Source organism: Mesorhizobium sp. M7A.F.Ca.CA.002.09.1.1, assembly GCF_003998555.1.
In the GTDB taxonomy this organism is placed as follows: Bacteria; Pseudomonadota; Alphaproteobacteria; order Rhizobiales; family Rhizobiaceae; genus Mesorhizobium; species Mesorhizobium ciceri.
This window is the reverse complement of record NZ_RZRR01000798.1, coordinates 1-2597: the sequence shown is the minus strand read 5'-3', so window position 1 is coordinate 2597 and position 2597 is coordinate 1. Positions and strand designations below refer to the sequence as shown.

Here is a 2597-nt window from a genome sequence, read left to right as displayed (position 1 = left end):
CGATTCAGGCTTGGGTTAAGAGCCAGAGCCCGTCCCTTTCGATAGATCGACACTACCGAAATCGCTGTGGATAGGGCAAGGCCACGTCTAACGGATTTTTAAGGAATCTGGTTAGTGGAGGCGGGTTCGAGTGGCATGCCGCGACGGCACATTTTAACAAAGCCATTGTGATTCAAACCCTTTTCCGGCGAATATGAAAAACCGGGCGCTGACAGAAATATTCTGAAATAATTCGCTTGACAGCGACTTCTCCCCGATCGGGCCAGTCCGGTGTGGACAAGCTGTGGATCACCATCTGTAAGCGTTTGAAAAATATAAGCTATTTTTGACAGCCAAGAATCATTAGGCCGGCGATTTTCAAGCGTGCCGATCAACAGCAGGCATGCATATGCCGGCAAACTATTCCCTATTGTGAAATCCGCATAAGACGCCGTTTCCGGACATTCTTTTTAAGTGCTTGCCGGCAAACGAAAAAACCCGGCACAAACGGCCGGGTTCGAAGAACGTCAGTCTAGGCAAGTAATGTCAGGCCGACAGTACCTTGACCCGCTGAGCCAGTCGCGACACCTTGCGGGACGCCGTGTTCTTGTGAATCACGCCCTTGGTTGCGGCGCGCATCAATTCCGGCTCCGCGATCTTGAAGGCAGCCTGTGCGGCAGCCTTGTCACCGGAGGCAAGCGCCTCTTCGACCTGGCGGATATAGGTGCGGACGCGCGAGCGACGGTTCTTGTTGATCGCTGCGCGGCGGACGATCTTGCGCGTTGCCTTTTTGGCCGAGGATGTATTGGCCATGATGCCTCTCTTCTGATCTGGTCGGCGCATGCGGGATGCCGCAGGGCGCAAAAAACAAACGGGCTGCCACAGGGCCGCCTCGGTTGGTGCGGCTTATAGTTCAGCTTTTCCGGCGCGTCAACGCTGCCTGGCCTTCTTTTTGGCGGCCAACAACCATCTTCTTCGAAGCCAAGGGATTGGCGTCAGCGGTTGGTGAAATTCGGCTTCCGCTTCTCGGCAAAGGCCGCCATGCCTTCCTTCTGATCGTCCAGTGCAAACAGCGAGTGAAACAGCCGGCGCTCGAACCGCAATCCCTCGGCAAGCGTCGTCTCGAAGGCGCGGTTGACAGCTTCCTTTGCCATCATCACCGATGGCAGCGAGAAAGCGGCGATCTTGGCCGCGGCCTTCAGCGCCTCCTCGACAAGTTCACCGGCAGGCACGACCCGCGACACCAGGCCAGAACGCTCGGCCTCGGCGGCATCCATCATCCGCCCGGTCAGGCACATGTCCATCGCCTTCGACTTGCCGACAAAGCGGGTCAGCCTTTGTGACCCGCCCATGCCTGGAATGACGCCGAGCGTGATCTCGGGCTGGCCGAACTTGGCCGTGTCGGCGGCGATGATGAAATCGCACATCATCGCCAGCTCGCAACCGCCGCCGAGTGCATAGCCCGCCACCGCCGCGATAATAGGCTTTCGCGCCCGCGTCAGTTCCTCCCAGCCGACGAAGAAGTCTTGGGCGTAGGCGTCCGCATAGGAGATGGACTGCATCTCCTTGATATCGGCGCCCGCCGCGAAAGCTTTTTCGGAACCGGTGATGACCATGGCGCCGATACCGGGATCGGCGCTGAACCCGTTCACGGCTGCCACCACCTCGGTCAGGATCTGGGAGTTCAGCGCGTTGAGCGCCTGCGGCCTGTTCAGCGTGATCAGCCCGACCTTGCCGTGCGTCTCGGTGATGATCGTCTCATAGCTCATGGCTGCTTCTCCTTGCTTACGCTCGTCTAGAGCGGTTCATCGTTTCACGGAAACGCAGAACCGCTCCATCTCCTTGTCTTGACCAATTTCGGACGGAAAACCGCCCCCGCTTTTGCTGGAATTGCTCTGACTCATCGCTGACATGTCCGGCAATAAAAGGTCGATCGGCCGCTCTGCACGACACGCTCGATGTGGCCGCCGCAACTGGGCTTGGAGCAGGCCTCGCCTTCGCGGTCGTAGACGGCGAAGGCGTGTTGGAAATAGCCCAGCGACCCATCGGTCTGCATATAGTCCCGCAGTGAGGAACCGCCGGCTGCGATCGCATCCGATATCACCGAACGAATGGCTTGCGCGAGGTGTTCGCTTTGGGCCTGGGCTTTCTTTCCGGGCCTGGCGATCGTGCCCGCCTCGCGCAGCGGCGACAGGCCCGCACGCCACAACGCCTCCGACACATAGATATTGCCGAGCCCGGCGATCAGCCTCTGGTCGAGAAGCGCTGCCTTCAGCGGTGATCTCCGCCCCTTCATCAATGAGGAAAGCAGCGCACCGTCCAATGTGTTGCCCGTAGGCTCGACGCCAAGTCCAGCCAGCATCGGATGAACGTCCGGCAGTCCTTCCGCAAACAACATGAAGCCGAAGCGGCGCGGATCATTGAAGATCACGCGCGATCGGGTACCGGCCGGAGACACGACATGGAAGACGACGTGGTCGTGATTGGAGCTCTTCGAGCGGTCGTGCCGGAAGATGCCGGGCATGTCGCTGCCATCGGCCGTCTCGATGCGGAATGAGCCCGACATGCCGAGATGGCAGATCAGCGCGGGGCCGCCTTCCAGGTCCATCGTCAGATAC

General features: G+C 59.4%; 3 protein-coding genes. All 3 read right to left on the bottom strand.

The genetic code is table 11. The features are described from left to right. Positions 1–525: 525 nt before the first annotated feature. Complete coding sequence (gene rpsT / locus EN994_RS26415; RefSeq protein ID WP_013533694.1) at positions 526–792, bottom strand: 30S ribosomal protein S20; 267 nt, start codon at positions 790–792, stop codon at positions 526–528. 182 nt (positions 793–974) lie between these two features. Beyond that, entirely contained in the window at positions 975–1748 is a 774-nt protein-coding gene (locus tag EN994_RS26410; protein ID WP_013533693.1) for an enoyl-CoA hydratase, read from the bottom strand. Positions 1749–1879: 131 nt separating this feature from the next. Then, a partial coding sequence (gene mutM / locus EN994_RS26405; RefSeq protein WP_127307938.1) for a bifunctional DNA-formamidopyrimidine glycosylase/DNA-(apurinic or apyrimidinic site) lyase occupies positions 1880–2597 on the bottom strand: 718 nt, incomplete at its 5' end.